We start from the raw sequence: 26260 nt of genomic DNA, 5'->3' as shown, positions 1-26260 counted from the left end.
CGTTACCTCAATTCGTCACGTTGATGATTCGCCGGTTGGTGACGATCGATCTGCTTTCCGGGTCGATCGCCACGATCGTCTCCCCCTGTTGCAGCGATTGCCCAACCGAGAGCTTCTGGCCGCCGATCCCGACCACGCCCTTTCCGAAGCCGGTCAGCCCCATTGCTTGAGCCGTCACCGTCTCGATCGGGAGCGATGCGACATCGATCGACGCCGTAGCCTTCGCGGCATCAGCCGCCTTGTGAACCGCCCTCGCACCTTCGGCTACTTCTTCCTTGGCGGGGCGCGGCGGGGCAGGCATCTTCTGGATTGCAGCCACCTTGGCATCGAGGGCTTCCATTGCCGACGCCAAATCGGCAACCTGCTGCCTGCTCGACTCGGAAACTGCACGCCACGCGGCAACCTGTATGGCGCGGTCGCGCCGCTCCTTCTCAAGCACGCGGAAGACCTGATCGGACGACGGAGCGCCGGTCGGTGTCTGCGACGGCCGAGCCGCCTCACGCGCCACCGGCTGCATAGCCGGATGGTTGGCCGCCGCGACCCCATGCGGGCGGCTCTCCTGCCCTTGGTAGTAAGTCCACGCCGCAAACCCGACGCCAATGGCGACCAAGGCGATTACCAGCTTGCCCAACGGCGTCATCTCGACCTTCGAGCCGCTAGGAAGCGCCGGGGCTTGGTCTCCCGGCAATGCATTTTCCGTTTCCATGCTCACCTTGCGAATTTCCGCCTGATTAGCGCTCCACGGCGTCGCGCAACGCCTGGAGCGGCTTGATTTTCACGACCCGGCGCGCCGGCACCGGAACGACTTCTCCGGTACGCGGATTGCGCCCTTTCCGGGGTGCTCTTTTGACCAGAGAGAAGGAGCACAGCCGATGGATCTTCGCGTATCCGTCCCTGCGAATGCTCGTTGTCAAACCGTCGATTACAGCTTCGAGAGCGCTCGCGGCCCGAGCCTTTGATGCACCGGTCCGCTCCGCGATCAGGGCAACCAGTTCGTCTTTCGTCATAGCCACCTCCCGGTTTTACGTATCACATGCACGATACGCACTTTTCGGCATATTCGCAATTATTTGCCTGCCAGTCAAGAAAATTGGGGGGTCGATCTGGCGGCCGGCGCGCTAGATCGTCATCCGGATGCTGCTGAGCGTCCGGCGAAATACTTCGGCCGGCCCCTGGTAGTCGCCAAGACGCAACGCGAGGCGCCCGCACGTGTATCGGGAAGCTCAGTTCGTCATTTTCCAGTACCGGTGCTGCTGGCGTCTTCCGTCGAGTCTTCGTTGAAGATTTCATGCAGACATCGCATCAGAGCCACCGCGTACGCCAGTCGCATCTCGCTGTCCATATCGTCGATGTCTCCGGCAAGTCGCGCAACAAAGCGCTTCGCAAATGCTGCCGCGTGCTCGCGTGATTCTCCATCTGCGAGCAAAGCTTCGACTAACTCGCCGGCGACGACCTCACCACGCCGCTCCGCATCAAACAGCCGCCCGCAACTACACGTACCAACGCCCAGGGCTCCGCATTTGACGCATCGAACCGCCGCGTTGATTGCGCTATCGATTGGCGATGTCATTGCACCTTCTCACCACCAGCGGAACGAGGTTGCCGCAACACGGCTGCACGGTACTGCGAACGCAGCAGCAGATCCGGCACCGGCGCAAGAACCTCGGCCATGAACTGAAGCTCGACACATGCTTCAACTCCATGCGTCCGCGAAGCGCGATCGAACGCCGCGCGCGCATCTGGCAATCGGGCCTTGTCGCCCGCGGCTACGGCACGAATCGCCGCCCGCTCCGTCTCACTCAAAATCGCTTCCATCAATTTCCTACTCCTGCGGAGGCAGTGCGCGCTGGATGCGCAAATGGACGTCGCTTGAATGTGCCTCATACCAGCGGATTGCGATCGCAGCGGCCTCGTGAAACGTCGCCCGACCGCTCTCAAATGAGTCCATTATCGCCGTGAATCCGGTTTCGCTGCGGTATGTCTTGCACCAGCGACGCTGCTCAGCCGTGTAGCGTCTCTTAGTCATCGGGAGTCCCCCTTTTTCACCTTACGAATCCATGGGCCAACTGGCACCGAATCTTGAGGTTATTTGGTCGCGCCAGCCGATTCCGCAGGAATTACCTGGAACGGCTTCCCATGAGACGCGGCCGCCTTGATGACCGTGGCGATCATCCCGTCGGTCATGCCAGGCTGCAAGCGCACGACACCTCGCCCGGCGGCAAACTGCTCGCCGACCACCTGAAGCAGGTCGATTTCTGGCCACTCGTCAGCGCTATCGGCCCGCGACGCAACAACCTCCGCTTCGATCTCGCGCACCAACTGCTCGAGGAAGATCTGTGGTGTCGTCCGATTGCCAAGCACAACGATGACGCCATCGCCACAAGGAATCGATTCGAATGTGAGCACGACATCCGATCCGTCCACGGCTCGACGGATCACTGACGATTGGCGAACTGATGGGTCGAATATTGCGTGGGACGACATGCCATCAATCGACAGCATGTTGTACGCGTAATACCACATCGACTTCGCGTCGGCCGCAGAGAGTGATATCGACGGCCGCCCATCGTCCAGGCGCTCGCGCCCGAAGACCACTTTCGTCGTCACGATACCGTCACGAACATCGCATCGGGCAAGGTTCGCACCGTCAAGGAAAGCACGGGCGACGGCCGCGAATGCGCTGCTGTCGTCCACCGCTGGTTGCTTCATAATCGCTCCGCTGATTGAGGTTATTTGGTCGCGCCCCTAGCCGAGCACCGTCTCGGTGCCGCCCACGGGAACCGCACCGATACGCTGCCAAGGAAACACATCTTCCGAGGCCAGCTCGCGCACACGCTCCTCGAATTCCTGCCCGGATTCGAACTCCTCACTTGCCGAGACAATCCGCACGACCTGGCGGGAGTCGTCCAACGGCGTCTCGGTTACGAACTCGTGCCCTTCAACCTCGAAATCGCCATTCAACGCTTCTTGCAGATGGTCGAGCGCGGCTCGCTTGTCCGCGCCCGGTTGATGAAAAAACAGCACTTCGAGAATGTCGTACATACGGTACCTTGCACAGTTAGTTATCGATCAGGGCTTTCGGGCACTTCGGCAAGCCGCGGAGCGCGTCGTCGTCGCGACGCTTGCGATCTACGTTGTTGATCGTGCGGCTGATGTACTCCTCCGAAAAACCCCACCACGACGCAAGGGCCTTGTTCGACCACCCTTTGCGTCGCAATAGTTCTTTCGCCTCGTCAGGCGTCAGAACCGGATACGTCGTTGCCTGTTTCATTGGCTCCTATCGAATCGTCAATAATCAGTGAGTGGAGCGCAATTATGCTCTGGCTATAGTCCTGTAGTTCCTCGCCCGCCGCGCCGAAGAGAACGGGCAATCTCATCCCCGTCAACGTGTACACGACGGTCTCATCTCCCGGAAAGCGATGTCGAACAATTCCGACCAGCTTGTCGCCCGAAAAGATGCCGACCGTCTTCCGCTTCCTCAGCAACCGCATCGTCCGGTCCTCAAAGCCTTCCAGTCCCGCCACATTGACCGCGCCCACGCGATACAGCATGACGATGGCACGTTCCGCATCAGAAAGCTCGCGAGGAGTCGGCCAGTAAATCGGTTCGTTTCGACCGAACATCGTCACGTGGTGTCGATTTCCCATCGCAATCAGGCGTCACCATCTGCACCGCAGTACGCGCAGTAACAGCGGCCTTCGCCCATATAGCTCGAATCATCGCCACCGTATGCCGTGCCCGTGAAGCTCCACGAGTGGCCGCGCTCCGTCTCACACTCGAACTGTTCGAGCGTGAGACCCTGGTCGTCACGCAACCATCGGAAGATCGTCAGCGCACGCATGCTAGGATGCGCAGCGCGCTCACGCGCATACATGCCTGCGATCATGCCAAACTCAGCGGCTTGGTGGAGCGTCCGCATGTCAGCACCCCATACGACGTTCAGCAGCAACTTCCGCCGCGATTTCGCTGGCAGCACGCGCGTCCGCTGCGCGCTCGCGCAAATACAGCACATACTCGCGCTTTTCTCCGAACGCCATGCGCCACACGTCGGGCACCTGCACCTTGCCCGTGCCCGCGCACTGCACACACGCCACGTCATAGCCACCGCTCATGTACGTGCCCTGCTCTTCAGGCGACATTTCGGCCCACTCGCTCGACGTGATGCCATTCGAAAAAGCCGGGTGCTCAACCTGACCATTGCCGGCGCAGCATCCGCAGATTTCCCACTTCAGGTGACGCGTTCGAAACATGATTGGCTCCATACTTGGTTGGTCGCTGATGGTGCGTCTATGGTTGTTCAGGCTGTCGGTTTCATGTGGCCATGCTCGATGAGCCAAGCTTCGACGTCACCTTCGGCCGCCGAACAGGCGCGGCGGTAGTTCGCGAGCGTGTCCGGCCCAAACCGGCGAGCATGCATGAGGTCGCGTTTGAGCGCCTTCAGCAGCTCTACCGCACTCACGAGTTGATCTTCCGGCACGCCTTTCGCCTTTTGCGGCAACGGTTGTTCGGCAAGCCGAACGTCTTCGCCGCGATTGAAGCTGAACGACACCGTGTCGAATGCCTCGCCCCAAACGCGTTGCGTTGTGTGCACCACGATTTCGACTGCGCCGTGCTCGACACTCCCGATGCGATAGCTCGATCCGCCGACTACAATCGTGTCGCCGCCCTTGATGTCTTCTGCTTTGATGGTTCCCATCGTCGTTCTCCTGTAGCCGGAGCGGTTGTTCAGGCGAGCCTGCCGTCTGCTGCATCGCGCGGCATGCTCGGTACCACGCAGAAGCCAAGAGTCTTGCAGTCATCGCAGAAGTAGTGGGCCTGACCATTTCGATCTAGCCCCATCCACCAGAGCGTCGGCTCCTCTCTCACGCGGTAGAAGCGACCGAACAGACCATCTTCTGCGTCACAGTTCGCGCATGCATACTGGGTGCCGTACTCTTGGCCTTCGCGCGGCGTAAGGTCGTCGGCCAAAATCTGCTGGTCCATCTCGTTCCCCTCGGTGAAGCCCGCAGGGCGGGCGCGGTTGTTAGCGAAGCGGATACACCTTGAGGTGTTTAGGCGCTGCGCTTAGCGATCAGCGTTAAGAAGCCCGGTCGGGCGTGGCTCGAAATTTCCCATCCATCCCGGAACGATTGAAAAAACTTGTTGTACTTCGCGGCGAACAGGTCGGGGTTGTTGCGCGCCCACTCAATGCTGAACTCGGTGTCGACGCGCGATGTTTCAGATGGAAGGCTGGTGATGGCCTCCACATAGGGTCCGGACAAATGGTCAGCCGCGATGGCGATCACTCGGCCAACATTGATCGCTTGATAGGCGGTTTCGATAACGGCCGCCACATCCGACAGCGCTATCGAGCCGGCGCGAATCAGCGGATGGGTGCCAGGGCCTGCGAGCGTCGCGGCCTGTTCGCGCAGCTTCTTGATGACGAATTCAGGAGTGCTTCCCGCCGCGAACAGTTCGTCGGCACGGTCGATTGCGCCGTGGAGGCGTTCTTGCCCGCGTGCCGCTTCCAGTTCTGCCTTGATTACTGCGTACATGTCGGCCTCTACGTGGTCGTGTGGGTCGGCGCTCATCGTGCCACTCACGACGAAAACCCGATAGGCCAATTATTGATCTATAGATCAATCATCGTCAAGCATTTTTCTTGATCTATAGATCAATTTATTCTCACCATTCAGATGCAGAGATCGCACTGCTCCCTACGATTGCAAGCGATACACACGGCTCTCGCTGATCCGAGCATTCAGGGCGGGCCATGCCGTTTGAGCGAGTAGCATGCGCAGTTCGTTTTCAGTGCCGTCGAACCATAGGCTGACGATCCCCGATGAAACGCGCTCAAGCTGCACACCGGGCAGCGACCGCAACTGATCATGCAGATCGTCGGGAATCGCGGTCCGAAGACCGGGACACACCATGCAGAACTTTTTCATTCCTATCTCCAGCGGACACCATGCTCACCCTCACAAATGGCGCTGAGATCGGAAAACCGGCAACGTCGTTACAAATTTCTTTTCCGCAGGCACAAATAGAAAAGCCCCGCGCATCGATTGATGCCGGGGCTCGTTGAAGCACTGCCGCGTTGCTCTATACGACGACTTCGATGTCCGGATGAAAACGCGCGGACGCCTGTTCGATGTGGTCGTAGCCCACTCGGAATGACGTTGCAGTCAGCGGTCGATCACTGAACGCAGTCAGCACAGGGTGCGTTACCACATTGATGTGCGAGAACTGTTTCAGCTTCAACAGCCGCGGCAACAGATCCGGCCGTCGCGCCACGAAGTCCGTGGGACGGGACCAGTCGTACTGATTCTCGGCAGACGCCCCTTCTTCGTCCTTGACCCACTTCTTCCAGTGCTCCGCGATCTCAGCAATCAGGCTCTTGGAAACCCGGAACAGGTTGAGCACGTCGTGTTCTGCCACAAGCTCGGGCGGAAGCACTTTGGTGTAAATCGGTTGCGTGAAGCCGACCAGAAGATCGATGACGATCATTTCCAGCCGTTTGGCATCCGCGTGCTGTCGAGCGTACATCAGGCCATCGAGGCGTTGATGCCCCGACAGGCCAGTCGTATAGCCACGTATCGACCGGGACAGCGGCAATGTGATGTCCCCAACGTCGATGCGTGCCGGCACACTGCCAGCCTTGTAGAAGAGCACCACCGTCACGTCGATACCAGGGCGCTTCGTTTTTATCATCACCCTTCCCCTAAACCTTCTTTAGCTCTCACGACGCCACGACCCTCGCGACAGCGGATCGCGAATACCGGCTCGATCCGCGACCTCCATCGCCACGCTTTCAAGCACGTTTCGCTTCTTCTTGCCCGACTCGGTAGGCAGGCGATCCAGTGCCTCCAGGAGGCGCTCCACCGGCTTGCTCACGTTACCTTGCCCGTTCACCCACCGGTACACTGCTGCCGCCTCACGGCCGGTAGCTCCGGCAAAGCTCTTTTTATCTTTCGGGTTATCCGGATCGTAGCCAAGATTGACCATGCGCTCCCGGATATTGATAACGCGCGTAATGGGCATCGTTTCCTTGGGATACCGCTCGTACAGAGTGACAAGCGCACACACAGTCGCGTCTTCTACTTCCTTTTCCGGATGCTTTTGAAGCTCTGCCCACGTTGCACGCTGCAAACCGAGCAGTTCGCATGCTGCGCTGATGGTGAGGCCGTGCTTGGTCCGCCACTTTTCCAGATCAAGTGACCGGATCGGTCCTTCCTTTGATTTTTGACTCATAGTTTCGGCGCAGGCTTGGAAGCACTGTCTTTCTTGAAGAAGTCGCCCAGGTCATCCCCGTTCGTATCCGCTTCGAACTCGAACTCCGACTCGTCACTCAGCGCAGCGTCAACGACGGCAGACTGCGCAATCTCCTGCGCCTGCCCCGGTTCGATGACGCCCTGCTCAACGAGCATATCCACTGCCGCGGCAACCGCCGGCGACAATGGCTCACCTTCCGCCGGTGTGTAGTCCGCGGGCACGGGAGCGTCCGCCGATTGACGGTAGTCGGCCATCGAGACGACGTTTGCCTGCGCAATTGCAGTCGACGAATCGCGCTCAGGCATTGCTTCGGCCGGTTGCGCAGCCACCGCCTCCGCCTTGAACAGGAACTCCGTGTCGAGACCTTGCGCCGCAACAACAGCCCCAAGCTCTTCGCGGGTGTACACCCCGGCTTCGATTGCTCGAGCGCAGATCGTGCCACGCGCTTTCGCCAGCGCGGCCAATGCCGTTTCCAGGCGCTTCAACTCGGCCACATGGCCCCGGATTTCAGAATTCGGATCTACGCGCTCTGCGATTACCCCGCCCCCGCTCTCGAGGTCGGCACGGAACAGCGTCAACGCCGTTTCCTTGTCGATGCCGTGTTCACTGGCGAACGGCTCGATCATTTCCTCGATCTGCCTGCGAAGCTCGACGCGTACCTCTCGCATCTGGCGAGTGTCGCCAAAGTTCTGCTGCAAGAACACGCGAAATGCCTGGCGACGACCAAGCTCGGGCATCGCAAGAGCCGTCTTCAACGAGTTCGGAAGCGTGTCGCCCACCGCCACATTGACCATCTCATCGATGGTCTGCCGGACACGATCAAGACTGGACTCGGGCAATCCGTCGATCACCAGTTCCTCTTCGGTCTCGGAAACGGCCGGCAACGGGCCGCCCTGGGCCGACACCGAGAGGCCATCTGGACGACTATTGTCTTCAACCGAGGAGGCGAAAAACTTGGAGGGAAGGATGACCCGGCAGAGGCGGGCAAAGAAGCGCCGGATTGCGGCGATCAGGCGCAGAAACAGCCCGTCATCGTCGGATGCCACGCCAGGAGCGGCTTGCGCCCGTGCTGACAGGGCAGCCTTGTTGACATGAAGCGCCCCGCCAACTAGGGTTGTGATCGGTTTCTGGCTGAAAAATGACGGTGCCGAGGTTGCGCCGCCAGGAAATGGACCTTGTCCCGCAACACTGGAAACCATGCGGTACTCCGTTGTGGATTATGTATCGCATTGATTATACGCATCTAAGAGTGCGTTGCACACAATCCGTACAGCATCCCCGAGGGGGTAATTTCCCGCAACATTTTGTATTACCTGAGTGTGCGTTAGCGCACTGACGGCCCGGCAACCGTTTGCGTACCGCCCCCGCCCTACTTCGAGCGCCAGAAGACCACCCGTCCCCTCACGTCGGTATGAGTGAAATTTCGCGTGTAAAAGCCTACGCCGCCCTGCTGAGATAAAAAGGCGAGCCGCCCCATGTACTCGCTTGAGACGGACGGTGAACTGAAGTCGCCGGCGCGGAACACCATGTTGGAATCAGGCAGGTGATAGGATGCGAGCGCTCCTTCGTAGTAGTCGTTCGTCGCCTTGGTTCTGAGTCCGGAATGGATATCGAACCGGGCATGCGTGCCGTAGGCCGCAAGCCACGCCTGCATCCACGACCACTGTTGTAGAAGCGACCAAGATGGCGTCCCAACCACCCCTGCCCTCACGTCGCGCAACATCCAGCAGATGGCCCGGAATCCTTCGTCAGTCGAGTAATCGACCTTCGCCTCGTCAGCACCCCGGCGGACCCATAACAGCGTGGGAACGGCCTGGCCGGCCTGGCCGGCCTGGTTGCTTGCCTGCGCGGGTTTGACCAAAGGGGCTATTGCCGCGGAGGCAGCAAACGCCTTGCAAAACTCTCGTCGTGTGATCATCAACTCACCCTGCTTGCCGACCGGCTGATCGTTGCCTCGATGTTGCTGAACATGCTGTCAAGATCAGCTTCCGACATCTCATCCACCGGCTTGGTCCACTTCAGTTGAGCCGATATCTCGGCCTCAGTGGTCTTCATGGATTCCACCGGGCTTTCGCTACCGAGCGCCTCTTCGATCTTCACCAAGGTTTCGGCGGTCTTCTCCGTGAAGCCGATCACCACCTCTTTCGCTTGCCGCTCGCCAATGTTTGCCGCGAGCACTGCGTCCAGATCGGTCACGACCTCCTCTGCGAATGCACCGGTCGGAGGCTGCCCGACCGTGTTCGTCACGGGATCGCCCTCCGTCTTATCGGCAGCACCACCATCCACTGCACCCTCGTCCTCAGGCGGCTGGAAGCGCCGCAGGAAAGCGTCGAGATCGTCGGCCGCAGCCGGGATGCCGTCCATCGGATCGGACGCCGGCTCAATCGCCCTCGAAGCGGTAGCGGCTCCCGCGATCGCCGGCGGAACAGTCTCGGCGGCGTCGTAATCCGGCGGCACGAACGCCGCCGGATCGGTCTGTCTCGCTTCGGATGGAGCCTCGGTGAATTGCCGCACCAAGTCCTCGAAGGATTCTCCTTCCTTCGCTTTCTCCTGCAACGGCGGATCGTGATAGACCGGATTCCGCGTCCCGTCCTGCACGGCGGAATCTCCGCTCGCTGGACGAGCGAAAGCCATCGGTGCGTCGTCCTCGCCCGGCACATCGATGGGCGGCGCATCATCCAAGGTTGCCGGATCGACCTCGATCGGCTCCCAATACCGGCCTGCATCATCAGCCTTGTGCTTGCGCATCGCAGCAACGGCCGCGACGTAGTACGCAATGCCTCGATTGATCGCCGTCTCATTCGGATTGTGAGTCTCGATCGCGCGATAGGTGTCGAGCAAAGCATCCGTAATCGGATCGATCGTTCCGATGTAGGTCGGCGCACGGCCGAGGCGGATCTTCTTCATGATCCGGTCGATTGTCGTGAACCGAGCATCCGCCTGGTCGATCGGCTTCAGCTTTTCGGCGAGGTCTTCCCTCTTGGGCCGATCGACCTGCAGGAAGCGGTTCAACCGGAACGGCAGATCGGAAAACTTGCTCGAGAAGAACCACGTGAAGCTACGCGCGCGCGTCACCTGATCCTTGAAGATCAGGACACCCTGCATTTCCTTCAGTGCCTTCAACTCTTGCAGTTCGATGCGATCACGCCGCTGGATCGAACCGGTAAGGTTCTGCCGGTAATTCGTGGAGGTGAAGTTGTTCACCGACCCCTCATAGGAGCCAGTTTCAACGGTAATCGCCTGACCCGCGACCTTCTTGAAGACGTCGAGTGTCTTGTCGGGATCTTCGAGAGCCAACGTGTACTTGATCTTCGTGTTGGCGATCATCGAATCGACTTCTTCCTTGTTCTCCCCTTTTGCCATGGCGGCAATGTCCTGCCCCGCCGCGATCATCATAAAGCCCAGACTTCGGGCCTGAGCGAACATGAGCGCGATGCCTTCGGCAAAGTAGTAGCCGAGTTCGTCCATCGTGATGATGTACGGTGCCGGAGACTTCGTGGCCTTCGTATCGATGATGTCCTTGTACGTCCCTTCGAGCTTATGCCCGAGGTTCATTGCCATCATCAATCGAATGCTCGAAACGACGAGCTTGCCGAGGTTCGCCGCCTCCTGCGACGATTTCTCCAGCGTCGGAATCATGACCACCAGAATGCGCCGATTCAGCAGCACATCCATCATGTCCACTTCCGAATACTTGTCCTTGAAGATGTACCCGTAGGTGTCCATCAGCATGGATAGCGTGCGGGCATACTGGCCGGTCAAGTAGCCGTGCTGATCCCACACTGTTTGATCCCACTTATCCGGCTTGTCTGCCTGATCCGGCTTGAAGCCCGGCAGACCGGTTTCGAGGTATGCCTTGATCGGTAGGAAGGCGAACTCAGGAATCTCCCCTTTCTTGCCCTTCAGGTACAACTTCACAAGGTTCGGCAGCGCCAGGTATTCGCGGATCACCCCGATCGAAAGTGTGATGTTGCCAACCGCGCGCTCGTAGCAAAGCGTCCGAATGAGCGCGTCCATCATGTTGACGGCCTTCTGCTGCCACTGCGCGCCGTCTCCGCTAGCCTTCGGAAGAAGGGACGACGAGAGTTGCGACAAGAAGTCCGGGCCACCTTCGAACCATGGATTCGTACCGTTCGACGTCTTTTCGGTGGACTTCTTTTTCTTGTACGGGTCCGCTCCGCCCGTCATGAAGTTCAAGACGAGATAATCGTCCTCTCGCCCGACGCGGCGGCACAACGACCACACTGCGGCATGCAGACTCGAATCGGCTTTGCCATCCGAGTAGAAGAATCCTGAGCCCCACGCGAGAGCGTTGAAACACAGGCTCAGCAAGGTCACCGTCTTGCCGGAGCCCGTCGTCCCCATCAGCAGCATATGGGTCCGCGCATCGGAGTTGGTGACCCATAGCTCTTTGAGGTGTTCCGCTCTGTCGATGGAACGCTGATTCCCGAGGTAAAGGATGCCGTCTGCCTCGTTCCGCTCGACAATCTCGCCCTTTCCTTTTGGATTCGGCTTTTCGACATCGAGCGACGGATCGATACCACCCAAGTCCTTCGGGTAGCGCATCGGCATTTCGTGCCGCTGCCATGAGAACCAGATTTGCAGCAACACCATGGCGATGGTGATCGGCAACCAGACGAAGGCCAGAACGCACGAAAACACCGCCATCGCGATCTGGAATCGTGCATAGGTGCGCGGGTGCGTCAACGACCCGCCGACACGTTCGAGGAACGTGCGCGGATCTAGCGTGATACGCCGTTGCGATAACTCCTGGCGTTGCGAGGTGCCGTATTGTTGTGCCATGCGCCGGTCGATTCGTGTCGGTTGCTCGCGCGGGTTTTACTTCTCGGCAGCTTGCAGCCGAATCGTACTAGCCGGTGCACCTTCCGGGAAGATGAAACCCGTCCCGCTCACAACGCGCGGCGTCGAATTGAAGCCGAGTCGCTCGAACTGCTGCATGTTCGCCTTCACGCCGGTATAGCCGGCAAGGCAATCGCTTCCGGCGGGAAACAACACACCGCCAACCGCTTGAGTCCACGCTGCTTGTTGATCCTTCGCGCAGAGCGAATCGGCCGCAGCCATGCCGCGGTCATTCCCCTGGTAGGCAACGGGCAGCACGTAGATGGAAAAGTCCTTTGCCAGATTGTCAATGTGCGCCTCGAACTGCTTACAAGCAGGACAGTTCGGGTCCGAGTAGACATACAGGGTCTTTTCGGGCGGCTGATTGTCCAGCCCGAAGTGAATCGACGCCATCTGCGAGACGGTCGAAACCGCGGCAGCATGGGACGCGCCAGCAACGGGCGCCTCAGCGCCAGCGCCCGCGACGGGCTGCGCGCCTTGAAGCTGAGAACTGCTCTGAACGGCCGACGAGCCGCCCATGGTCCCCGCCGCGCGCATAATCGCGTTCAGGGCTTCGAGCGAGCCGTTGTGAGAATCGAGATAGCGCACCATCGCCATCCCCACGGCGAGCACGATAAACGGTACGCCAACGTATCGCAGGAAAGTTCGCCAGGCACGTTTGCGCCGCTCATTGACCACAAACCGACGAAGCGAGCGATGTACCATCGACCATGCCGCGTCGGCTTCGTCCTTCGTATGAAACCGCTCCAGAATCACGATCTTCTCGTCGCCGGCAACCTCGCTGACGAATGTCAGCGCATGCATCGCATCGCCCTCGTCTCCTTCCTTCGGTTGCGCCGACGACACCACGAACGCTCCCGTTGCCGCGGCGTCGCCACTCGCGTACTTGGTGCGTGAAATTGCCTTGATAAAGCCGGTTTGCATGAACGACATAAACACCGTCCCGTCCGGTTCGATCAGCACACAATCTTTCGGCATCGGAGCGTTTCTTTCAAGGCTGAGTCTCATTTGGATTCCTTAGCGTAAATTCGTTTTTCGTCGGTGCATCAAGGATGCCGGTCTCTTCGAGGTATTGCTGGAGCCCCCTGATCGCATCGTCAACGTGGGGATCAGTAAGCACGCAGTTGTTGTCCCACGCCACTTCCTCGGCTTGCATTTGATTGAAGACGCCGGCCGACTCCATGAACGGCACCTTCCGACCAGCAGTGTTCAACGGATACCAAAGCGCGCGATCCAAAGGCTTGAGCCAAATGAAGTTTGACGACGGAAGCACGCCCATCTGCCTGGACTCGATAAGCAGCGCCATCAGAAGCGTCCTCGGATACGGATGTTTCATCAGCCACTTCTTCGCCGGCTTCGCGCTCGCGCACCGCTCAAACGCTTCGCGCGCCAGTGAAAAATTCGGCTTCGACCTGACGTTCACCGCGCTGTAGTTGAGCGCATCAATCAATGCTTGCGAAGCCTTCGTGTCCTTGAAGAACACCCGTAGCCCGAAGATCGCGAACAGTGCTTTCTCGTGTGCTTTCAGTTTCGAGAGCGACTTGACCGGATTGCCTAACTGCCCAACCAGCAGATCTCTTGTCCGATCGACCTCCAACCGCTCATTGACGATCAATCCATGCTCGGCAACCCACTCTTCGGGATGCATGGACGAAGCCCATTCAGGCGAAGGGTCATCAGTCAGGTCGCGCCGAAGGATCGGAGCAACGGCCGAGAACGACTTGCTCTGCACCTCAAGAAGCGATTGCACGGTATGGACGCGCGTTGCGAGAACGACCGGATGCCGCGAAGCTTTCCACGCGATCCAAACGCTCAATCCGACTGGGATCACAACGTAGAACGCGCCGATTTGCCATCCAAGAATGAATACTTCCTTGAACGTCATCACCCGCGCGTAGCGGAAGTAGAGAACCAGTCGCCCCTTCAATCCATCGGCCGTGTCGGAAAGGTACGAAATTGGCAAGACTTCATAAGCCTTCCAGATGAGCAGCTTTTGAGTGATAGCCTCGTGCTTGAGGTGCCACATCAGCACCATCGCGACACCGAAAATGATGACCGATAGGATGATGAGCGGAGCCGAGCTACGATTGCTTACCTGATCTGGCATCCGAACCTCTCTGCTTCCGTGGCAACCTTTCTGACGTACCTGTCATGTTCGCCGGGGGTCCGGCTGTGGTAACGCCCAACGCCAGTCCAGAAGTCACCGGACGCATTGATCTCGTATCGAATGATGTAAGCCGCACCATTCACCGCAAGGCACGCGTTGTTGGCAAACTGCGTCGCAGAAATACCGAAGTTCCGCTGGAAATAGTTGATCCACACCGTGTTGATCTGCGTGATGCCATAGTCCTTCGTGCCGTTGCGGTTGGCGCGCACGATGCCGGGGCTAAGATTGCCCGACGACTCGACTTCATGGACGGCTCGCAGGATGCAGGACGGGACCGAATACTTCTGTTCAGCCTGTACTACGCACGCCTGAAATGACTCCTCCTGAACAGGGAACGGCATGTATGGCATCGCTATTGCCTCGCCTCGATTTCGGCGATGCACGCGAGCACGTTCTCGATTTTTTCCGGACTAAAGATCATCGCGTACTCACCGCCCTTTCGAATCAGATCGAGCCGCTGATTTGCTTCGGGCAACGTCTCGATGTGGTGCGGCCACTTCAGTTCGATCTCGATTGCAACCGGAATCGCTTCGCTGAACGGGACCAGCCGGAAAAACCTGTTCAGCTCTGCGTGACACGCCTCCATCTGGTCGCGATCCATCGCCCGGACGATCTCGACCATACGAACGGCCGCGGACCGCACTGCCTTGCTTGGCTTTGCCGTGTCATATCCATGTGCATCATCAATTCGGCGCGCAACCATCCGACCGACTTCGGAAGTCATCAGGTCAATCAGATCGCTGCGCGGGTTTCCAAGGCCACGGACCATTGTGCTAGGATCGGTATGCGGATTGCGTATAGTAGTCATGATACGCAATCAAGTCAATTTTTTGCCTACCAGTCAAGGAGGTTCCGGTGAACGCCCCGATCAAACCCAAGCTGAAGCCTCGTCCCGAGCAGCCCCTCAGCATGCAACCGACGCCAGTCATCAAGCCGTCCGCGATTGCTCGCGTAGTCGTGTCTGAACTGGAACGCGGCGAGACAGAAGGACTGAATCACCTCGCCACGCTCGGCGGCCTCGGACTCCTCGCTGAAATTGCCCACTTCGGCGAGCACATCGCCGGCTCCTCCCAGACCGTCGTATCCGATCACACCGCCAAAGCGATCGACCCGCGTAACCAGATCGATCCCCGGAAGCGCTTCATCCCCCGCTAAGTCGCGAGCTTCGGCCGCACTCCCTCGTCCCCGAAAAGCAACGCGCGATAAACTGACCGCGCAGCACGCGCGGTCCAATGCCTGCGACCGTTCGTGCCGTTGTGCAGCGCGCTATTCCCGCCTAATCCCGCAACATCCAGCCCGCCCACTTGGCGAGTCACAATCATTTGACGTATGATCTACCTTGACATAATGGATCGAATTTCGTAGATTCCGTATCGTTGTATTTATACAGAATCATTTGAGCCGCCTCGGGAGCATTGCTCATGTCCGATACCACTTCACTAGCACGTCAAAGCGTCCATCGCAGCGCCAAGATCATCGACACGTCCACGGAGATCCTCTCCGCAGAGCCGCGGGACGACGAAAAGGCTTTCGGCGCAAAGTGCCTGGTCTCGGCTTCCCTCCCGTATCGCAATCCCAAGCCCGAGCAGCTTACAAATGGCGCCTGGGTCCGGAAGAACGGCGACTACACTCTGTGGATTCAGGGCGACCCGCTTAAGGGCATTCCGTTCGGGACGTACCCACGCTTGTTTGTAATCTGGCTGACATCGGAAGCCGTTCGAACGGGCAGCCGGCGTATCAGCACCGGTGGCAACTTCGCCGAGTTCTGCCGCAAACTGAATATCGACCGTAGCCGGGGAAAGAACGGGGCCGGCCGCCGTCTCATCGATCAGGCTGACCGCTTGCTCAACGCCCGTGCGGCGTTCATCACTGGCGACCTGGACACGGCGAAGATGAAGCGGACGGACCTGCTGCAATTCGCCGAAGACTTCACGCTGTTTTTCGACCAAAACGAACACGAGCGTCAGGATTCGCTGTTCCAAAGCGAGATCACCCTGACCGAGAAGTTCTTCAACGAAATCACTGCGCATTGCATTCCGCTGGACCTTCGTGCAGTCCTCGCATTACAGCAATCGCCGCTTGAACTGGACATCTACCAGTGGCTCGCGTACCGGATGTTCTCGCTGAAGACCTCCTCGCGCCCGACATGGCAGCAGCTTTATAACCAGTTCGGCTCGAGCTACGGGCGTCTTCGTGACTTCCGCGCCGATTTCCTCAAGGCACTCAATTCGGTCAAGGCTGTCTACCCGCGACTCAACGTGGACTACAGTGACAGCGGCCTCGTCCTCCTGCCATCGCCCACGCCGGTCGCCCCCCGCCTCGAAGTCGTCAGCCGCTGACTCACTAACTCCCCTGAGGTTATTTGGTCGCGCCCCCCCGCGCGACTCCGCCCTATTGCGCGCCCGCTCCGCAGCGCCCCGCGCGAAAGTAAGCACTCACCCTCTTCCTTCCAATCGAAAGCAAGCGCTCACGGCGTTTCCGTGAGGTTATTTGGTCGCGCCTACTCTCCCGGAGACAGGTGACGCAGAATCGACGCACTTTCGACGCACCGAAAGTTTCAGGCCGTGCCCGCAATTTGGGGTTATTTGGTCGCGCGTGGGCATGCACCGTGAGGTTATTTGGTCGCGCTCGGGGACTTGGGGTTATCTGGTCGCGCCTCGCCTGAGGTTATCTGGTCGCGCTGTGGGGAGTGGGGGTTATCTGGTCGCGCAGAGGTTATTTGGTCGCGCACGAGGTTATTTGGTCGCGCCCTTGTCCGAGGCCGGGTGAGGTTATCTGGTCGCGCCCCCCCTCTGTGGATAAACCCTGTGGATAGGTCGAATTATTCAGGGTTAATTGGTCGCGCTGTTTAGAGTTATCCGGGGTGAATTAGTCGCGGGCCTGAGGTGAATTGGTCGCGGGTGTGGGGTTAATTAGTCGCGCCCATGAGGTTAAATGGTCGCGCTGATCTCTCGCAAACCCATGCCAGTATTAGGTTTGCGGCGTCCTCAAGTAGTTTACGCCTATAGGTTTACCCTGTTGGTTTACAAATAATTATCTCTATGCAACTAGTAAGGCTCAGTTTCCAGTGAATAAGTCGGTGGTCAATTGGCCTATGGATTTGTGGATAGCCCTGCTTCGCAGGGTACCCGCCTAACCGCTTCGCGGTTCCCTGTTGACAGGGATGGACAACCCTCCGGGTTGCCCACCCCCTGCCAACAGGTCGGCGGCTATCCACAGATCCACAGGCTTCGACCACGAATGAGATAGAAAACCTTGACCACCGATCGCAAAATGACACGAGGGCGCGACTTGAGTGAGCCACCAAAACGGCCTGCATGCCGATTCTGGCGGTCTCTGAAGGGGAAGGGTCGACGAAAGTGCTCCGAAGCCCGCCTTGACCGTTCTACGCAGCGTATAGGCGATACGAAACGACGCGAAACGCTGTGATTTGATAAATTGGATGTTGCGAGGACCGAAAACCTTGCGCTATAGTTCAAACCAAGCCGATCGTTCGGCGCATTGCAGGAGCGAAAAATGGACGCAGTGATTTTTGGTCGGGCACAGGCGGCGCATCGCAGCGCAGAGCAGTGGAAAGCCTACGCCGAAAACCTTGAGCGTCAGCTTCGCATCAGCCAAGCAAACGCTGCGGGGATGGAAGCGTTGAAGGACGCCGCGATCAAGGAGATCGCGCGCGTGGACCCGCGTAGCTACCTGCTCGTGCAGCAGAACCGGCAACGGATCTTCGACGCCGGGTTTAATCCCGTTGCGAACGGCAAGCGCGCTGCGTAAGCAACCGACCAGCCGAGAAACGAAAAAGCCCGCTGACGCGGGCTTTTCGCTTTTTGACAGGCTCGTTGCGCTACACATCCATCTTGCCGACGGGCGCGCCGCTCGTCGGCCCTGCCGGCGTGCCGGGCCCACCACCGCCGAGGGATGTGCCAAGCCCGCGGGCGTTGCTGCCGCCGTGCCCGACACCGGTACCGAAGAGTCGGTTCACGCGATCCTCAAGCTCCGGCATCCTCGATGCCATCTGCCCACCAACCCACGAGAACACCTGGTCAGGAACGATGTGGATGAGGCTGAAGGTGCTGTTGCACAACGTTTGGCACATACCCACATAGAGCACAATGTAGCCGATGATGCTCACCAGCCCCGTGACGGAATCGTACTGCGCATTTTGCATGGCGACGCCGAACATCGTGTTTAGCAGTGTTCCAAGCACCACGATGCCGGCTCCCGCGAGGACGAAGCCGATCTCCATGAATACCGGCCGAAACATGACGTTGAGCAAAAAGACGTAGCCATGTGTCGGCCGCTGGCCCATACCCTCCCCTTCGCCGTCGAGGTGCGTCATTGCCCATAGGGGCGACGCAACCATCGACTCGCCCACAACTGCGTACCACGACAAGACGCCGCTGAACCAGATGATGAACGGAAGCATCGGAATGTAGATCGACAGCATCGCGCCAAAGAAGAACAGCGTGATGCACATGATCACGATAAAAGGTGCCAATGCACTGAGAACACCTTTTGCCGCACCCTTGGCTGCCCCGAGCATGCCACCAGTCGCCACGTCACCGACAACGCCTAGAACAGTGCCTACATTGGACTCCGAAGCGCCCTCCAATCCCTTCACGACGGCATACGCCCCCAGGGCGAACCACCCAGCATCGAGAATGTAGTCGCCGAGATTCTTCATGCCTATCAGCGGGTTGGTCGCCCCCCCCGGCCCTTGACCCGTGTTCAGATTGATAGCCATCTTTACAAGCTGCTGGCCTGGAAAGATTTTCGTGATCAGATTCTTCGGGTCCGTTGTACCGGTGGTCAAGTCGCTGACCATGCTTTGCGTGGTCGAAGTCGATGTTGATGCACCCTGTTGGTTCTGCTGCTCGTATGCTGCGCTTACCTTGCGGTATAGCTGCGGGTACGGCATGTTGTGGGGATCAGTGCCGGGTACGGCTGCGGCCGTCGCGTTTGCAAGTGCAGTTACTTGCGAGTTCGCCTGGGCGAAAGTTTGATACCAGGCGCCCATCATGATCCAGCCATCGCGTTGCAGGTTCGACTGGATTACGCTCGCCAAGCCGCTGATCGCATTCGATGAGTTCGATATCGCGTCGGAGATCGTCTTCTCGTACTGGAGCGCTGCCTGGTTGATCGTGTTCTGCGGATCCGCCGGCTGACTCTGCCCGTTCACGGCTGACACGTAAGCTTGCGCCGCAGAGGACAACGTGGACTGGAGCGTGGTCAACGCGCTTTGATGAGCGCTCAGCATCTGCGAGTTGATCGAGCCGGGGTCGAGCGAATAGACGGCCATACCGTCGGACGACGGTAGCGAGGATGGTTTCGCGATTCTGATCTCGGCACCGCCGCACGAGAGTCCTCGCTGGTTCATGAGCACGACCTTGTTGCTCGTCGTGATTGCCCTGAAATTTTCGGCTGCATCGACGGACACGCCGCTGTCGTTCGGCATGTTCGCGATCGCCGTGTTGGCAGATTGCGCGCAGAGGTTCGCTTCAAAGAGAGCCTTCGCGAGCGTCGTTGCCTGCGGTGAGGCTGGCGTTGCGATCATCGATCCACCGCTGTTGAGCACGGAGACGGCTGCGTCGAGCGACAGGTTCGCAATCCCGACGCCAATCATGGTTCCCCAAAGCATCACCATCTGCGCGCCGCAATACCCACCGAAGATCGGCACCAGGCCCGTGAAGCCGACGCCCATGCGGATGATGAACCACGGGGACGATTTCTTCTGTCCCATGAACTCGCCATCCTGCCCGGTAGCGATCATTGCGGAGCCAAAGTGGTACATGGCCCAAATCGCGCCGACGGCGAGCATGCATGCGTTCAGCACGAGGAAAAGCTGCGCAATCATTCCGCCCGATCCACCGCCGGCCGCAAGCGGGTTATGTACGACCGAACCGTAGACCAGTTCCAGTAGCGACATGGACTTGTCGCCGCCTCGGTTCGCCGCATTCTGGATGTCGCCCACGGAAACGGACGATTGAGCAGACGCGGCCATGGAGGTCGCAAACAAGCTGAACGCTGCCGCTCTTGCCCTCCACCTTCTCGGTAATGGCTTCATTGGTCAACCTCTTGTGTATCGTTGCAACGATACGAATATATCAGGACATGGGATCGCCTAGAAAAGGCGCGGATTCAGTATTCGGTTTAGCACGCCGCTGGTGGCGAAGAACCTCCGGAAACCGCCAAGTGGTTCGTCAGGCGACGCCTTTCCGGTTTCCATCTGCCATAGACGGTGTTCGTACTTGACGGCGAGCATCAGGCAAAAGAGGACGAACAGCCCGCCGAGGAACGACCCGAAGTAGTTCCCTCCCAATGTGCTGCCGAACAGAAATGCCGCGGAAACAGTCGCAATGGCAAGGAAGAAGCGCTTGTGCCTGACGCACGACAGTTCGATCGCCTCGAGCGGCAGGGACTCGGGCGTCCGTTTGGCAAGGGCTTCGTTGTACGTTACGACGTGAGGGTCTTTGCGCTGCTCCGCCAACTGCCGGTTCCGGTCGGCAAGCGTCTTTACCCCCAAACGGATGTTCTCCTTCAGGGATGCGGCCGCCTTGTAGATCGGGTAGCCAGGGACAAGAGAAAGCAGTCCAAAGCGAACAACCCTGCCTGCGCGGCTACGTTGCTTTCGATCGCTCATGCTGCGCGCTCCGTTTGTGTATCAAGGTGGTATTTCACGATCAGTTCATTGGCGACCGCATCGATGATGTTGTCGTCATCCTTCGCGCCTTGTTCAGCCTGGCGCGCTTCCATGTATGGCGCTGCACTCCCACTTGGAAATTCCTTGGCGAGGATCTTGCGCGCGAGGGCGGGCGGCATTCGCTTATATAGCCGCCGGCGAAGCCCGACATCCTTCGCCGTGGTCGAGAACGCCCACAACTCGATTGCACCGGGCGCGTTGTGAAGCACCTGCGTTACCACGCCGCTCTTCGTCTGGTGCCACGCGAGGAATTTGCCGGCCCCGCGCACATCACGCTTCAACGCTTGAACTGCCGAATCCGACAGACCGAACATGTCCTTCGCCTCCTTCCGAGACTTCTCAGTGCCGGCGGCCATGATGTAGACCGAGAATGCGGATTCGGTAATCGATTCGCCGTCCGTCTCGAAATCAGTCATGAACTGAGAGGCGAGCGATACGCGGATTCCGTGCTTGCGTCCTTCTCGGCGATCGAGTGAGAGCAGACGCCGAATGGATTTCTTCCCCGCTGTCCGGTGAAGCTCGTCCATGCACATCGCTTTCATCTCGTCCTTGATGTCCTCGTACTTTTGCTTGTGGGTCTCGTGGTAGATCGAGGGGGCAAGCTCGGAAATGTCTTCCGGCAAGTAGTATTGGCGTGCAGCGATCTGGCGCGCGAAAACGAACATGATTTCGGCCCGCCGCTCACCTGTCTCACCAGATCCTCGTGTCACCTCTTCCAGATCGAGCGCCACCACTCGCGATTGATCGCTCAGTTCGAATCTCGTATGCGAGGCGATGATCGGGAAATCGCGGAGCGCCGACGTAATGACCATTCCCATTGCGTCCAACAGATCCATCCCGTTGTCGACCTTCGCCTTGGAGTCCTCCTTCGGCGAAAAGATTGATCGAACGCTCTCCGCGCCGAGCGCCTCGATAACGTCCGACAGCACCGGGACTGCAAACCGTTGGGCAAGTCGAGACTCACGCGTTTTCCCGGCAACGGTCAGGGCGTCAGTCACATTCCACCACGACGTGTACTCGTCGTGGTGGAAACCGATCGATTCCAGCGCAGCATCGACATCTGCGTCGATCGTCGGCTCATAACGCTTCTCCGATCCGGGCGAGGAATATTTCTGATACACCTCGTCCACGAGCATGCCGGCCAGTTCAGGCGCGTTCGCGTAGGGCTCCTTCTTTCCGACCGGTGTCGCGAGCGCGGTCAACAAAGACACCAGATACTCGCGGTCCATTTCGGTCGGATATCGGCAACCGGGGAGCGTATCGAATGGATTGATCGCGAACTCTGCATTGTTCTTGAGCCGAATGTAGATGGCTTCATGCTTGCGGTCGTCCGGCAATGCGTTCTGCAGAAGCTCGATGAGCCCACTCGAACTCACACCAACGTCGATAATCGTGATCAGCGGGAGGCGGCGAAGGCCCGGCGACAAGATCGCTCCGAGGTTGAGCGTGTTGAGCCACACTGACTTGCCCGAGCCCATGATTGCCCAAATCAGGTCGATCCAGGCAGTCTGCAACGAGGAGTTTGGCTGGAACGGGTACACCTTTCCGTCCAGGGTTCGCAGCAGAATTGAGCCACCGGCCCACCACGGTGAGGCTGCACGTTGAATCGGCAACAGACGAACGATGTCCGACAAAGGCGGAATCAGCTTAGGAGCAACTGACTTGTCAGTGAAGCCCGGAACGGTCGAAGCAAGACCTTGGATAGGATCACCAGTATCCGTGCTGATCTGTGATACACCCCACCCCTGCATCGCGCTCACCAGTGCCGATAGCCGGTCTTCGCACGTCTTCTTGTCCGGTCCCCATGTTGAAGCAGTGATTCGAACCGTGACGATGCATTCGTTGTTTTGGCGTGCCTGTTCAATCGCATCGAACGAGCGCTTGATAGCCTTGTTCGTACTGCCCAAGAACCCGATAACGCTGACCATCACGTTCTTGAATTTGTTCGCTTCGAGGCCGCCGGGTTCGATAGCGAACTTGATCCGCCAAGGAATGTCCTTCCCGACACGATTGAAAAGCATCATGAAGTCGTGGATCTCCTGCGGACCCACTTCCATGTATGCCGAGCCGTGATATTCGCCGTTGACGTACACGTAGTCGCCATCGGTGTGAATCTTCCCGGAACACATCTGCTCCTGAAGACGCGGCAAGTAGTAGCCACTGGGGGAGCCGTTGCGCATATCGCGAGGAGTGAACTTGTCGCCGGGAAGCACAGGCTTCCACTTGTGGTCCGTACGCCGGCGATCATACGACTGCCGGATTGCTCTCGCGGCTTGGTGTGTGGACAGTCTTTCGACGTGGAGCTTCGCGTGCAGGAAATCGCGTTCCATTGCATCGACAAACGTCTCGTGGCGATGCAGCAGCCCCTTCAGAATCGCGGTTACGGACTGCGCCTCCAGCATCGGTTGAACCTTGTTTTCCTTGATGCGCAGCTTGTGCGTCTCCATCTCCCGCTTCAACTCGTCGGGAGCCATCGAAGACAGGTGTGTGTAGAGCATCACGTAGCACGACTCATGAGAGCACAGATCGGCGACGCGATCGCACCGGTCGTCCAGCATGTCCTTCAGGTCAAGACCGATGCGGTCGCAGGTGTCGTAGGCCGGTTGCATCAGGTTCTTGACCTTCGACCGGATCATGTCCGGGTCGCGCTCAAACGAGAACTCTACCGAGTGCCCGGCCTTCTGGAAGTAAGAGGTCATCGCGCGACGAAGGTCGTCAGTGATCTGCTCGAACTCGGCGTCACCTACTACGTCCATCGAACCCGTCAGCTCGAAGACAGTCAGCATCGCACATTGCCGTGTGATGAGGATGTACGGACGCGCGCCTTTGGGGTCCATCGCCGCCATCTGCTTTGCCCGCGGGTCATCAGGGTCAAGACCAATGGCGGTCTCAAGCTGGCAGTACGACGGCAGATCTGCACCGAGTGCGTGGCTCGATACCCACGCGATCAGCGACTCCACGTTGTCCAGAACGGTTGATACGATGGTCATGGGTTCGATCTCCGGCGCATGATTTCTTGACGCATTGTTTGAACAGCTTTCGTTTCTGTTAGGACTCTTGCGATATCGGGATCAGCGGCTGCTGACTTGCTGATCACCATCGTCGCGTGCATCGCTCGGTCGGACATAGGTAATTCGGCGATCTTGTCCAATCTGAGCAAATCTCCCGAGCGAATTGCGGCTGCGCACATCACCTCGGCGAGCATGGCGAAGTCGAGAGGTTCGTTATCCGGCGGCGGCATGGACGTCGTCCTCCTGGATCAGGCGGTTGAAGTTCGGACAGACCACTTGGTTCTCGACAGCGAACTCCAGCGCGCGGAAAAGCTCGGAACGAAGCAGGCGAACGCGCACCGCGCCTGCGGAGTAGCCGGTTACGGTGAAGCCTTGATCGAGGGCCTTCTTCGCAAGCGAGAAGCACAACGCTCGATCGGCCGCGCGAAGCCACACGGCTCGCGGAGTCAGCGACTTCTTTTTCAAGAGACGGTTGTATTCGTCGGTCGCGAGCGACACCCAATGGTTTTCCGCGAGAAGGCCAGCCGAGTATGACAATTCCATCAGGGGGTCTTCCGCCAAGGTTCGCGGAAGCTGCATTCGCTCGTGCAGTGCCTTGTATTCAGCAGAGCGGAACACCGACTTGATCTCGATCGGTGCGAAGCGAGACAACCAGATCAGTTCGGGATGTGACACCCATTCGCGAAGGACCATCCGAGACGCCACTTTCTGCCCGAATGCAGCCAGTGCCGCGTATTCGGAGTCAGCGCGCGTCATGTCCATCACGACTTCGGCAAGAATTGGCGTGTCATGCTTTAGGCAGAAGGCCAGGCGCTCGCGTTGACTGACCGGCAGCTTCACTTCCGACACGTGTTCCCACGCATCATCCGGTATCGGACAGGAAAGCACCTTCTTGGCATGAGCCAACCGGTTCATCCGCAGTGTCAGGAAAACCGAATTTGGTACGAAGTCTGCACGCGTGATTGCAGAGTCAGTTTGATATGCGGCGCGCAGCGCGCGTTCGAGCGCAGGATTGTTCGAGGGATACACATCCCGCGGGAATCGCGACTTGATGTTCTCATGCAGCGAGTCGGCGTTCGCAATCTCACCGGGCTTCCATTCATAGCTGGCCGCCGTGAGTTTGAATACGCGTGAGGCGACCTCCGACAAAACTGGTGCCGCGTCGACCGCATGCGCGCCTGCCAGTTCATATCCAAGGTCGGCCGCGATCTGATGGACCTGCGTGCGGAGAAAGGTGTTTCCCCGCAGATTGTGGACGTTGCGGTGCCCGAGCGTTATGAACTGCCCGTAGTCTGCGTTCGTGATCCAGATAACGTTGTTCGCCAGGTCAGACGGCTGGCGAACATGCGTCGGCGTCGAACCGTTGACGGATGCATGCCCCGAGGTGCATTCCTTCGGGTTGTCGTACAGCATGATGCCGATTTCAGGGCAGGCGACAGCATTGTCTTTTGGGTCCGAAGTCGCGAGAGCACTACCTTGCTGCTCGTGCGCGCTCATAAATTTGACCCCACATCTTTAGAGGAAGCGACTTGTAGCTCTCTTCGATCCACTGACCGATGTACTCCATAAAACGGACAGGGCGATATAGCAATGCCATTCCACTGAGGGCGCTGACACGCTTGTCGAAATCCTCGTCGTGGAGACGTAGCAGCGCGTTCGCGAAGTCGGAAGGATTCGCGCTTCCCCACTCCGACGCGATCAATTCTGCGCGGCTGGCCAGGTGCTGCAACAGCGAGCGAGCTTCGGCCTTCTCCGGCTCGCTACCCATCTCCAGCACGACTGCGATCGTGCGCTGGAGGTGATTGACCTCAGATTGAGGCATGCCGTCGAGGTTGATGAACACGCCTTGTCGCTGGCTTCCTACTTGGCCGATGTGCTGCGTTCCGTGGCAAAGAGGATCGGCGATCGCGAGATTCTCGTCACGGTTGTCTGCATGGTTGTCGTTGCAGTGGTGGACCTCGGTGTGCTTTGAGCGAAAGCCACAGAAGACGCACCTGTTGCCGCCTTTTACCAGAACCGCGGGACGCTTTTTCTTGTACTCGGCATTGGCCGATTCCATGCCTTCGTCGTCCTGACGCCAGATCTTCCGTTTGACGGAAAAAACGATGTCCCGGTATCGACGCGAAACGAAGTTTGCCCCGAGATCCGGATGAGGAGCGGCCATGCCCTGCGTTGCTTCGTCCCACGAGACCCCGGCATTGCGCACCGCATCCTCGTCAAGCGTGACGTACTGGCGCGTGTCGATGGGCGTGCTCATGGCGTTGGTCTCGTGGT

32 protein-coding genes are annotated in these 26260 nt (G+C 58.8%); 3 read left to right on the top strand and 29 right to left on the bottom strand.

The window, feature by feature from the left end:
- Positions 1 to 7: 7 nt before the first annotated feature.
- The 23 genes from ACN8ZM_RS41225 to ACN8ZM_RS41115 all read right to left on the bottom strand — a co-directional run bounded on the left by ACN8ZM_RS41225 (position 8) and on the right by ACN8ZM_RS41115 (position 15002).
- On the bottom strand, positions 8 to 712 hold the full coding sequence (locus tag ACN8ZM_RS41225; protein WP_134256830.1) for a hypothetical protein: 705 nt from the start codon (positions 710 to 712) through the stop codon (positions 8 to 10).
- A 19-nt stretch (positions 713 to 731) separates the two neighbouring features.
- A complete protein-coding gene (locus tag ACN8ZM_RS41220; protein ID WP_091924207.1) occupies positions 732 to 1007 on the bottom strand; it encodes an HU family DNA-binding protein in 276 nt (91 codons plus the stop codon).
- A gap of 224 nt (positions 1008 to 1231) precedes the next feature.
- A complete protein-coding gene (locus tag ACN8ZM_RS41215; RefSeq protein WP_420213608.1) occupies positions 1232 to 1570 on the bottom strand; it encodes a hypothetical protein in 339 nt (112 codons plus the stop codon).
- Positions 1567 to 1815: a hypothetical protein gene (locus tag ACN8ZM_RS41210; protein ID WP_420213607.1), complete on the bottom strand. Its 249-nt coding sequence runs from the start codon at positions 1813 to 1815 to the stop codon at positions 1567 to 1569. Before ACN8ZM_RS41210 ends, ACN8ZM_RS41215 begins: the two co-directional genes overlap by 4 nt.
- 270 nt (positions 1816 to 2085) lie before the next feature.
- Positions 2086 to 2709: a hypothetical protein gene (locus ACN8ZM_RS41205; protein ID WP_420213606.1), complete on the bottom strand. Its 624-nt coding sequence runs from the start codon at positions 2707 to 2709 to the stop codon at positions 2086 to 2088.
- Between the two features lie 36 nt (positions 2710 to 2745).
- On the bottom strand, positions 2746 to 3042 hold the full coding sequence (locus tag ACN8ZM_RS41200; RefSeq protein ID WP_420213605.1) for a hypothetical protein: 297 nt from the start codon (positions 3040 to 3042) through the stop codon (positions 2746 to 2748).
- A gap of 16 nt (positions 3043 to 3058) precedes the next feature.
- On the bottom strand, positions 3059 to 3271 hold the full coding sequence (locus tag ACN8ZM_RS41195) for an XRE family transcriptional regulator (protein WP_134256835.1): 213 nt from the start codon (positions 3269 to 3271) through the stop codon (positions 3059 to 3061).
- A complete protein-coding gene (locus tag ACN8ZM_RS41190; protein WP_420213604.1) occupies positions 3234 to 3629 on the bottom strand; it encodes a hypothetical protein in 396 nt (131 codons plus the stop codon). Before ACN8ZM_RS41190 ends, ACN8ZM_RS41195 begins: the two co-directional genes overlap by 38 nt.
- 23 nt (positions 3630 to 3652) lie before the next feature.
- Positions 3653 to 3886 carry a hypothetical protein gene (locus ACN8ZM_RS41185; RefSeq protein ID WP_134256837.1) on the bottom strand — a complete coding sequence of 78 codons (234 nt, stop codon included), beginning with the start codon at positions 3884 to 3886 and terminating at the stop codon, positions 3653 to 3655.
- A 34-nt stretch (positions 3887 to 3920) separates the two neighbouring features.
- Positions 3921 to 4262: a hypothetical protein gene (locus tag ACN8ZM_RS41180; RefSeq protein WP_420213603.1), complete on the bottom strand. Its 342-nt coding sequence runs from the start codon at positions 4260 to 4262 to the stop codon at positions 3921 to 3923.
- A 35-nt stretch (positions 4263 to 4297) separates the two neighbouring features.
- On the bottom strand, positions 4298 to 4696 hold the full coding sequence (locus ACN8ZM_RS41175) for a hypothetical protein (protein ID WP_134256839.1): 399 nt from the start codon (positions 4694 to 4696) through the stop codon (positions 4298 to 4300).
- Between the two features lie 29 nt (positions 4697 to 4725).
- On the bottom strand, positions 4726 to 4983 hold the full coding sequence (locus ACN8ZM_RS41170; RefSeq protein WP_134256840.1) for a hypothetical protein: 258 nt from the start codon (positions 4981 to 4983) through the stop codon (positions 4726 to 4728).
- A gap of 68 nt (positions 4984 to 5051) precedes the next feature.
- The gene (locus ACN8ZM_RS41165) at positions 5052 to 5570 is read right to left on the bottom strand and encodes a hypothetical protein (protein ID WP_420213602.1); all 519 of its coding nucleotides are present in this window, start codon (positions 5568 to 5570) and stop codon (positions 5052 to 5054) included.
- A gap of 126 nt (positions 5571 to 5696) precedes the next feature.
- Positions 5697 to 5927 (bottom strand): hypothetical protein, encoded by a 231-nt coding sequence (locus ACN8ZM_RS41160; protein WP_134256846.1) that lies wholly within the window; start codon positions 5925 to 5927, stop codon positions 5697 to 5699.
- A 154-nt stretch (positions 5928 to 6081) separates the two neighbouring features.
- Complete coding sequence (locus tag ACN8ZM_RS41155; RefSeq protein WP_134256847.1) at positions 6082 to 6690, bottom strand: hypothetical protein; 609 nt, start codon at positions 6688 to 6690, stop codon at positions 6082 to 6084.
- Positions 6691 to 6711: 21 nt separating this feature from the next.
- The gene (locus tag ACN8ZM_RS41150; protein WP_091924178.1) at positions 6712 to 7230 is read right to left on the bottom strand and encodes a hypothetical protein; all 519 of its coding nucleotides are present in this window, start codon (positions 7228 to 7230) and stop codon (positions 6712 to 6714) included.
- A complete protein-coding gene (locus tag ACN8ZM_RS41145; RefSeq protein WP_134256848.1) occupies positions 7227 to 8450 on the bottom strand; it encodes a hypothetical protein in 1224 nt (407 codons plus the stop codon). Before ACN8ZM_RS41145 ends, ACN8ZM_RS41150 begins: the two co-directional genes overlap by 4 nt.
- Before the next feature lie 170 nt (positions 8451 to 8620).
- Positions 8621 to 9169, bottom strand: a complete 549-nt coding sequence (locus ACN8ZM_RS41140) for a YcbK family protein (protein WP_420213601.1) — start codon at positions 9167 to 9169, stop codon at positions 8621 to 8623.
- A complete protein-coding gene (locus tag ACN8ZM_RS41135; protein WP_420213600.1) occupies positions 9169 to 12054 on the bottom strand; it encodes a TraM recognition domain-containing protein in 2886 nt (961 codons plus the stop codon). The genes ACN8ZM_RS41140 and ACN8ZM_RS41135 overlap by 1 nt, the downstream gene beginning before the upstream one ends.
- A gap of 36 nt (positions 12055 to 12090) precedes the next feature.
- Positions 12091 to 13119, bottom strand: a complete 1029-nt coding sequence (locus ACN8ZM_RS41130; protein ID WP_420213599.1) for a thioredoxin fold domain-containing protein — start codon at positions 13117 to 13119, stop codon at positions 12091 to 12093.
- The gene (locus tag ACN8ZM_RS41125; protein ID WP_420213598.1) at positions 13103 to 14218 is read right to left on the bottom strand and encodes a conjugal transfer protein TrbA; all 1116 of its coding nucleotides are present in this window, start codon (positions 14216 to 14218) and stop codon (positions 13103 to 13105) included. The genes ACN8ZM_RS41130 and ACN8ZM_RS41125 overlap by 17 nt, the downstream gene beginning before the upstream one ends.
- Entirely contained in the window at positions 14203 to 14619 is a 417-nt protein-coding gene (locus ACN8ZM_RS41120) for a lytic transglycosylase domain-containing protein (protein WP_134256893.1), read from the bottom strand. Before ACN8ZM_RS41120 ends, ACN8ZM_RS41125 begins: the two co-directional genes overlap by 16 nt.
- Before the next feature lie 11 nt (positions 14620 to 14630).
- Positions 14631 to 15002 (bottom strand): hypothetical protein, encoded by a 372-nt coding sequence (locus tag ACN8ZM_RS41115; RefSeq protein ID WP_420213597.1) that lies wholly within the window; start codon positions 15000 to 15002, stop codon positions 14631 to 14633.
- A gap of 131 nt (positions 15003 to 15133) precedes the next feature.
- On the opposite strand from ACN8ZM_RS41115, the gene ACN8ZM_RS41110 reads away from it, so the two are divergent.
- The 3 genes from ACN8ZM_RS41110 to ACN8ZM_RS41100 all read left to right on the top strand — a co-directional run bounded on the left by ACN8ZM_RS41110 (position 15134) and on the right by ACN8ZM_RS41100 (position 18049).
- Positions 15134 to 15433, top strand: coding sequence for a hypothetical protein (locus tag ACN8ZM_RS41110; RefSeq protein WP_420213596.1), 300 nt, complete (start codon positions 15134 to 15136; stop codon positions 15431 to 15433).
- A gap of 266 nt (positions 15434 to 15699) precedes the next feature.
- Positions 15700 to 16617, top strand: a complete 918-nt coding sequence (locus tag ACN8ZM_RS41105; RefSeq protein ID WP_420213595.1) for a replication protein RepA — start codon at positions 15700 to 15702, stop codon at positions 16615 to 16617.
- A gap of 1177 nt (positions 16618 to 17794) precedes the next feature.
- Positions 17795 to 18049 carry a hypothetical protein gene (locus tag ACN8ZM_RS41100; RefSeq protein WP_420213594.1) on the top strand — a complete coding sequence of 85 codons (255 nt, stop codon included), beginning with the start codon at positions 17795 to 17797 and terminating at the stop codon, positions 18047 to 18049.
- Positions 18050 to 18119: 70 nt separating this feature from the next.
- Here the strand turns inward: ACN8ZM_RS41100 and ACN8ZM_RS41095 are convergent, their stop codons facing one another.
- The 6 genes from ACN8ZM_RS41095 to ACN8ZM_RS41070 form a co-directional block, all read right to left on the bottom strand.
- On the bottom strand, positions 18120 to 20276 hold the full coding sequence (locus ACN8ZM_RS41095) for a DotA/TraY family protein (RefSeq protein ID WP_420213593.1): 2157 nt from the start codon (positions 20274 to 20276) through the stop codon (positions 18120 to 18122).
- A gap of 120 nt (positions 20277 to 20396) precedes the next feature.
- Positions 20397 to 20915, bottom strand: a complete 519-nt coding sequence (locus ACN8ZM_RS41090) for a hypothetical protein (RefSeq protein WP_420213592.1) — start codon at positions 20913 to 20915, stop codon at positions 20397 to 20399.
- Entirely contained in the window at positions 20912 to 23965 is a 3054-nt protein-coding gene (locus ACN8ZM_RS41085) for a hypothetical protein (protein WP_420213591.1), read from the bottom strand. The genes ACN8ZM_RS41090 and ACN8ZM_RS41085 overlap by 4 nt, the downstream gene beginning before the upstream one ends.
- Positions 23962 to 24216 carry a hypothetical protein gene (locus ACN8ZM_RS41080; protein ID WP_420213590.1) on the bottom strand — a complete coding sequence of 85 codons (255 nt, stop codon included), beginning with the start codon at positions 24214 to 24216 and terminating at the stop codon, positions 23962 to 23964. Before ACN8ZM_RS41080 ends, ACN8ZM_RS41085 begins: the two co-directional genes overlap by 4 nt.
- Positions 24200 to 25483, bottom strand: a complete 1284-nt coding sequence (locus ACN8ZM_RS41075) for a hypothetical protein (RefSeq protein ID WP_420213589.1) — start codon at positions 25481 to 25483, stop codon at positions 24200 to 24202. Before ACN8ZM_RS41075 ends, ACN8ZM_RS41080 begins: the two co-directional genes overlap by 17 nt.
- Positions 25458 to 26243: an HNH endonuclease gene (locus tag ACN8ZM_RS41070; RefSeq protein ID WP_420213588.1), complete on the bottom strand. Its 786-nt coding sequence runs from the start codon at positions 26241 to 26243 to the stop codon at positions 25458 to 25460. The genes ACN8ZM_RS41075 and ACN8ZM_RS41070 overlap by 26 nt, the downstream gene beginning before the upstream one ends.
- Positions 26244 to 26260 lie beyond the last annotated feature (17 nt).

Origin of the sequence: Burkholderia aenigmatica, assembly GCF_048627025.1 — a bacterium.
GTDB classification, from domain to species: domain Bacteria; phylum Pseudomonadota; class Gammaproteobacteria; order Burkholderiales; family Burkholderiaceae; genus Burkholderia; species Burkholderia aenigmatica.
This window is presented reverse-complemented; position numbering and strand designations above follow the sequence as displayed.